Below are 6,944 nucleotides of genomic sequence, written 5' to 3'. Positions count from 1 at the left end.
CGCTGTTCAAATGGCCGCTCTACCAGGCCGCCACCGTTCTCGAGCAACGCCAGCGCCAGCGCGGCCGCAAGATCTACAGCCTGCACGCACACGAGGTGGAATGCATCGGCAAGGGCAAGGCGCATGCGCCCTACGAGTTCGGGGTGAAGGTGTCGGTGGCCACCACGCTGAAGCGCTCCAGGGGCGGCCAGTTCGCCCTGCATGCAAAAGCACTGCCCGGCAATCCCTATGACGGCCACACGCTGGCAAGCGTCATCCCCGACATGGAAAAGACCATCGGCAACGAGATCGGCCGCATCCTCGCCGACGCCGGCTATCGCGGCCACAACGCACCGCAGAGCCACAAGCTCAGGGTCTTCACCGCGGGCCAGAAACGCCGCGTCACCCCAGCCATCAAGCGCCAGATGCGACGGCGGTCGGCGGTCGAGCCCGTCATCGGCCACATCAAGAGCGAACACAGAATGGGCCGCAACTACCTCGCCGGCCAGCAGGGCGACACCCTCAACGCCATCCTGGCCGCCGCCGGCTACAACTTCTCCCTCCTGCTCAGGTGGCTGAAGGGGTTTTTGTCGCTCTTGATTGCCCTGCTTCAAATCCGGCCGAAGCCGGTCGCCGCTTAGGGCTCGGATTGTTCACGGTCGACGATTTGATGCGGTAGTCGCCTATGAGCGGTCAAAACGAACGCAGCTGGTTCGCCGATCGACCAAACGGCGAGCGCACTGTGCTTTGCTCAGACCGCCACCGAGTGCCTCGCCGTTCCCCCTTTGAAATATGTATCGAACTTGGCCGCGATGGTTCGAATGAAGGGGCGACTTTCAGTCCGTACGAGGAAACTGTCACCATCGAATTCAAGCGCTCGGGCAGGATCGTGGAGTGCGATGGACCTCGAGCGATGAAGGAGCTGCTCGCCGGCTTTGCCGAACCGCTCCACCAGGTCGACTGCCGAGAAGGCAAAATCACACATCAGCCGCTCGATGATCCAGCCACGGACGCGATCGTCGTCGGAAAGGGCAACGCCGCGGACGGCAGCCAACCCGCCATCCGCAACCATGCGCCCGTACCCGGCAGTCGAAGCCATGTTCTGCACGTAGCCTTGGCGAAAACGACCGATGGACGAAGGGCCAAGTCCGATCAGTGTCGGGCAGCGATCCTCAGTGTAGCCCTGAAAATTGCGATGCAAAACCCCTGCGCGGGCCGCTATGGCCAGCGCATCGTCGGGCTTCGCGAAATGATCGAGTCCTATTGCCTCATATCCCTTGGCGACAATTGCCCGCGCCGCGAGTTGAGATTGGGCGAAACGCTCAGTGGGACTCGGCAGCCATGCCTCGTCGATCATCGTCTGATGCTTCTTGAACCAGGGCACATGTGCGTAGCCGAACAGGGCCATCCGGTCTGGCTCCAAGGTCAGTGCCTGCGCCACCGTGGAACAGATCGTCTCGCGTGTCTGATTCGGGAGCCCGTAGAGCAGGTCCAGATTGACCGATTCGACGCCCCGCGAACGAACCCCGTCGACGACTGCCTTGGTCTGCAAAAAACTCTGCTCACGATTAATTGCTTTTTGCACTTGCGGATCGAAATCCTGCACGCCGAGGCTCGCCCGCGTTACGCCGATTTGAGCAAGTGCATCAAGGCGCGCCTTGTCCATGTCGTTGGTTTCGATTTCGATGCTGACCGTAGCATCCGGGAGAAGGTCGAAGCTGTCCCGCAAGGCCGCTCCAAGAGCAACCATATCATCGGGCCTCAGAATAGTTGGCGAACCGCCACCGAAGTGGATTGCACGGACATGTGCCTTGCCGCTCACCAGACCGGCAATCGTGACGATTTCGGCATTCAGCGAGCGCAGATAAGCGGCCACCGGCTCATATTGGTGCGTCTGCTTGGTGTGGCAGGCGCAGAACCAGCAGAGCTTGTCGCAGTAAGGAATGTGCAGGTACAGCGAGATTTCGTCGCCGCTTTCCAGCGTCTCCAACCAGCCACGGTAAATGGCAGCATCGATCCCCGAATGGAAATGCGGCGCCGTCGGATAGCTGGTGTAGCGTGGGACGTTCTCGCTGAGTTTGACAGCTATTTCCGATTGCATCTCGCGTTCACCGTGTTGCCCGCCGGAACACTGCACGCATCGCTGAAGCAGACCCTGATCTCGATCAGCCGCGCTCATGGACAAACCGCCGCAGGATTTCTCTACCCTGGATGGGTATCCTGCCGGCAGTTAGGATCGGGTAAGGCGAACGCATGACCTTTCGGCAAGACATTCATAGTTCCGGCATTCCTGTTCTTTGCTTCCCTTGCGAGGCACGGCGTCGCGGTGTCTGCGGTGCGCTCGATCCAGACAATTTGGTTGGGCTCGCCAAGACTTGCTCGCGTCGCCGGATCGAGTCAGGAATGGAGTTGACCGGCGAGGCACAGAACGTCGACAGCTACTCCAACGTGCTTTCAGGCGTGGTAAAGCTATCAAAGAGCCTGTCGGATGGGCGCCAGCAGATCGTCGGTCTCCAGTTTGCACCGGATTTTCTGGGACGTCCTTTCAAGGAGGAAAGCTCGATCAATGCGGAAGCGGCAACAGCAGTCACGCTGTGTTCGTTTCCGCGAGCGGCCGTCGAACGGATGATGAAGGCGTCACGGGAATTCGAGCATCGCCTGCTCAAACAGACGCTGAATGAACTCGATGAGGCGCGCGAGTGGATGGTGACGCTGGGGCGCAAGACAGCTCCGGAAAAGGTGGCGACTTTTCTCCTCATGATGGCCCGGAATATCGATTCCAGTCTCGATGCGGCTTCCGGGTCGGCCTCCTTCGATCTGCCGCTGACGCGTGCCGAAATGTCTGATTTCCTTGGAATCACCAGCGAGACCGTGAGCCGCCAACTGACGCGATTGCGGGCTGACGGGGTGATTCGGATTGAGAACGCACGCCATGTGACGGTGGACAGCATAAGCCGTCTGGAGAAGCGCTGTGGCGGCGGACGCGAGCGGCCCTAAGCGGCGAGGCCATGTCGCATGACTCCGGGGCGGGCCGTGTTTGCCTTTTAATGCGATGTCGCCGCGCCTTCGACGAAGCGGCGTCACGGTTGTCGAGACAAACAGCTTTCGGGCTTTGATAGGAACGTGACCAATCGCCAGGTGTGTTTCGGCACATACCGGCGAAGCATGGTCCTTAATCTGCCACGGCTCGGCGGAACGATCGCGTTCGTTTCCAATGGGATCCGAACAACGTTTGGCAGGGCATCGGCAATAGCATCCAACGCGCGCAGAGCCTCAGCTTTCGCCTCAGCGATCGCGTCTGCGCCCGCCCAACCCAGGGAACGCCTTCCATGAGGGAGTGAGCCCGCGCTGCGTTCCTCGTTCATTCGCCACCTGCTGATTGCGCCGCACAAAATCGTGCGGCCTGACATAGATCAGGGCGAGGGGGCGGCGGCTGCGCGATTAGTGCGCTGCGGATTTGGCATCCACCAGATTCGAGATCGGGATCTGCAATGAAATTCGGCACAGAGATCGTCCTTCTAAGCGTGTTCGCTTTTGCGGCCCTGGTGGCCGCCGGCTTCGGCGTGGATGAACCTTTCCGCCGACACATGTGGGTGTTGTTCTTCGCAGTGGCTGGTTTCACTGCGATCCTGTTGCGCAACACGGAGTTCAGGCCAGCAGCTCCGATTGACCCATCCGCTTACATGGATGGTCCGATCCGCTACGGCGCGATCGCCACCGTGTTCTGGGGTGTCGTCGGCATGCTGGTCGGCGTGGTGATCGCGCTGCAGCTCGCCTACCCCGATCTCAACATCCAGCCCTGGTTCAATTTCGGTCGTTTGCGGCCGTTGCACACATCCGGTGTCGTTTTCGCCTTCGGCGGCAACGCGCTGCTTTGCACGTCTCTGTATGTCGTGCAGCGCACCTGCCGCGCGCGCCTCTTCGGCCGTGATCTCGCCTGGTTCGTCTTCTGGGGCTACCAGCTGTTCATCGTCATGGCCGCGACCGGCTACCTGCTCGGCATCACCGAGGGCCGCGAGTACGCCGAACCCGAATGGTATGTGGATGTCTGGCTGACCATCGTCTGGGTCGCCTACCTCATTCTGTTCCTTGGCACGATCCTGAAGCGCAAGGAACCGCATATCTACGTGGCCAACTGGTTCTACCTGTCGTTCATCGTGACCATCGCGATGCTGCATGTGGTCAACAACCTGTCCATACCAGTCTCGTTCCCGGGCTCCAAGAGCTACTCCGCCTTTTCAGGGGTCCAGGACGCCTTGACGCAATGGTGGTACGGCCACAACGCGGTCGGCTTCTTTCTCACCGCCGGCTTCCTCGGCATGATGTATTATTTCGTGCCCAAGCAGGCGAACCGGCCAGTCTATTCGTACCGGCTGTCGATCGTCCATTTCTGGGCTATCATCTTTCTCTACATCTGGGCCGGGCCGCATCACCTGCACTACACCGCCTTGCCCGATTGGGCGCAGACGCTCGGCATGGTGTTCTCGATCATGCTGTGGATGCCGTCCTGGGGCGGCATGATCAACGGCCTGATGACGCTGTCCGGCGCCTGGGACAAGCTGCGCACCGATCCGATCATCCGCATGATGGTGATGGCCGTCGCCTTCTATGGCATGTCGACCTTCGAAGGCCCCATCATGGCGATCCGGGCGGTCAATTCGCTGTCGCATTATACCGACTGGACCATCGGGCACGTCCATTCGGGTGCGCTCGGCTGGGTCGGCATGATCTCGTTCGGCGCGATCTACTACATGGTCCCGAAGCTCTGGAACCGTCAACGGCTCTACTCGCTGAGGCTCGTCACCTGGCACTTCTGGCTGGCGACACTCGGGATCGTCGTCTACGCCGCGGTGATGTGGGTGTCCGGCATCATGCAGGGCCTGATGTGGCGCGAATATGGCGAGCAGGGCTTCCTGGTCTACTCCTTCGCCGAAACCGTCGCCGCCATGCACCCCTACTATGTCCTGCGCGCCATCGGCGGCGCCATGTACCTCTCCGGCGCCCTGATCATGGCCTGGAACATCACCAGGACCATCCTCGGCCACCAGCGCGAGGAGGAGCCGATGCCGAGCCCCGTCGCCATCCGACCTGCGCGATCAGGAGCCAGGTAATGGGCTTGATGGACAAACACGCAATCATCGAGAAGAACGCCACGCTTCTTCTCGTTGGCTCGCTGCTCGTGGTGACGGTCGGCGGCATCGTCGAGATCGCGCCTCTCTTCTATCTCGACAACACGATCGAGAAGGTGGAAGGCATGCGCCCCTATTCGCCGCTCGAACTTGTCGGGCGCAACATCTATATGCGCGAGGGCTGCTACCTCTGTCATAGCCAGATGATCAGGCCGTTCCGCGACGAAGTTGAGCGCTATGGCCACTACAGCCTGGCTGCCGAGTCCATGTACGATCACCCCTTCCAGTGGGGATCGAAGCGCACCGGGCCGGATCTCGCCAGAGTTGGCGACCGCTACTCGAATGCATGGCATGTCGCGCATCTTACCGACCCGCGCTCGGTGGTGCCGGAATCGATCATGCCGAGCTATGGGTTCCTGAAAGACACGCCGATCGACGTGAAGGATTTCTCGACGCATCTGGTCGCCAACAGGCTTGTAGCCGTCCCTTACACCGATGACATGATCGCCCACGCCAATGCGGATCTGGCGGCGCAGGCCGATCCCAATGCCGACACATCAGGCCTTGAGGCGCGTTACCCAAAAGCCAAGATCGGCGACTTCGACGGCAACCCGCAACAGGTCACCGAAATGGATGCCCTGCTCGCCTACCTGCAGATGCTTGGCACACTGGTCGACTTCAAAAATTACGACGAAGCCGCCGGCTACCGCTGAGGAGAACGCTGATGACCTACAATTTGATGCGGGCGTTTGCCGACAGCTGGGGCCTGGTTGCGATGGCGCTGTTCTTCGTGGGGTGCATCGCCTTTGCCCTACGCCCCGGCAGCCGAAGGCTGGCCGACGAAGCGGCCCGCATTCCGCTCGAGGACGAGTGATCATGAGCGACGAGCATATCGATGAAATCTCTGGCGTCTCGACCACCGGCCACGAATGGGATGGTATCCGGGAGCTGAACAACCCGCTTCCCAGATGGTGGGTTATCACTTTTTACGTCACCATTGTCTGGGCGATAGGCTACACCATTGCCTATCCAGCATGGCCTCTGTTGCACTCGGCGACAACGGGTGTGCTCGGCTATTCCAGCCGCAACGAGGTCAGGAACGAGCTGACCGCGGCTGAGGCCGCCAAGGGCAAATATATCTCGGCGGTGGAGTCCAAGAGCGTCTCGGAAATCGCCGCGGACGACGGCCTGCGCGAATTCGCAATCGCCGCCGGTGGCGCCGCTTTCAAGGTCAATTGCGTACAATGTCATGGCTCCGGCGCCCAGGGTTCCAAGGGCTTTCCCAATCTCAACGACGACGACTGGCTGTGGGGCGGCAAGGCCGAGCAGATCCAGCAGACGATTACGCACGGCATCCGCTTCGCATCCGATCCGGACACGCGCCTGTCGGAAATGCCGGCCTTCGGCGACATCATTACCGCCGACCAGATCGCACAAGTCAGCGCCTACGTGGCCAGCCTTTCCGGCAAGGTCCGCGATGCAAGTCTGATCCAACCCGGCGCCAAGGTCTTTGCCGAGAATTGCGTGGCCTGTCACGGCGACAATGCAAAAGGCAACAGGGAATTCGGCGCCCCCGACCTGACCGATGCGATCTGGCTCTATGGATCCGGTGAGACAGCCATCGCCGCACAGGTCCGTGCGCCAAAACAGGGCGTCATGCCGGCCTGGGTTGGCCGTCTCGGCGAGATCAAGGTCAAGGAACTTGCAGTTTATGTCCATTCGCTTGGCGGCGGAGAATAGGAATGGAAGGTCCTATTCTTCGGTCCCCCCTGCCAAGCGGATGGACATAAACTGCAAGTTCCTTGACCTTGATCTCGCCGAGACGGCCAACCCAGG

At 60.6% G+C, this 6,944-nt stretch carries 7 protein-coding genes; 6 read left to right on the top strand and 1 reads right to left on the bottom strand.

Features of this window, described 5'->3' with window-relative positions; all coding sequences use genetic code 11:
• A partial coding sequence (locus tag FJV80_RS34225) for a transposase (RefSeq protein WP_142869745.1) occupies nucleotides 1-620 on the top strand: 620 nt, incomplete at its 5' end.
• A 110-nt stretch (nucleotides 621-730) separates the two neighbouring features.
• On the opposite strand, the gene hemN is transcribed toward FJV80_RS34225, so the two are convergent.
• The gene (gene hemN, locus FJV80_RS34220) at nucleotides 731-2,080 is read right to left on the bottom strand and encodes an oxygen-independent coproporphyrinogen III oxidase (protein WP_063169226.1); all 1,350 of its coding nucleotides are present in this window, start codon (nucleotides 2,078-2,080) and stop codon (nucleotides 731-733) included.
• Between the two features lie 152 nt (nucleotides 2,081-2,232).
• On the opposite strand from hemN, the gene FJV80_RS34215 reads away from it, so the two are divergent.
• The 5 genes from FJV80_RS34215 to ccoP all read left to right on the top strand — a co-directional run bounded on the left by FJV80_RS34215 (nucleotide 2,233) and on the right by ccoP (nucleotide 6,848).
• A complete protein-coding gene (locus FJV80_RS34215; RefSeq protein ID WP_024502861.1) occupies nucleotides 2,233-2,976 on the top strand; it encodes a Crp/Fnr family transcriptional regulator in 744 nt (247 codons plus the stop codon).
• A 494-nt stretch (nucleotides 2,977-3,470) separates the two neighbouring features.
• The gene (gene ccoN / locus FJV80_RS34210) at nucleotides 3,471-5,090 is read left to right on the top strand and encodes a cytochrome-c oxidase, cbb3-type subunit I (protein WP_063169225.1); all 1,620 of its coding nucleotides are present in this window, start codon (nucleotides 3,471-3,473) and stop codon (nucleotides 5,088-5,090) included.
• A complete protein-coding gene (ccoO, locus tag FJV80_RS34205; protein ID WP_063169224.1) occupies nucleotides 5,090-5,821 on the top strand; it encodes a cytochrome-c oxidase, cbb3-type subunit II in 732 nt (243 codons plus the stop codon). Before ccoN ends, ccoO begins: the two co-directional genes overlap by 1 nt.
• Before the next feature lie 11 nt (nucleotides 5,822-5,832).
• Nucleotides 5,833-5,982, top strand: coding sequence for a cbb3-type cytochrome c oxidase subunit 3 (locus tag FJV80_RS34200; protein ID WP_024502864.1), 150 nt, complete (start codon nucleotides 5,833-5,835; stop codon nucleotides 5,980-5,982).
• A gap of 2 nt (nucleotides 5,983-5,984) precedes the next feature.
• On the top strand, nucleotides 5,985-6,848 hold the full coding sequence (gene ccoP, locus FJV80_RS34195) for a cytochrome-c oxidase, cbb3-type subunit III (protein WP_063169223.1): 864 nt from the start codon (nucleotides 5,985-5,987) through the stop codon (nucleotides 6,846-6,848).
• The last annotated feature ends 96 nt before the right edge of the window (nucleotides 6,849-6,944 follow it).

It is taken from the genome of Mesorhizobium sp. WSM4310 (genome assembly GCF_007003935.1).
GTDB lineage: Bacteria > Pseudomonadota > Alphaproteobacteria > Rhizobiales > Rhizobiaceae > Mesorhizobium.
Note: the sequence above shows the minus strand (reverse complement) of the source record. Positions and strands in the feature narration are given on the sequence as shown.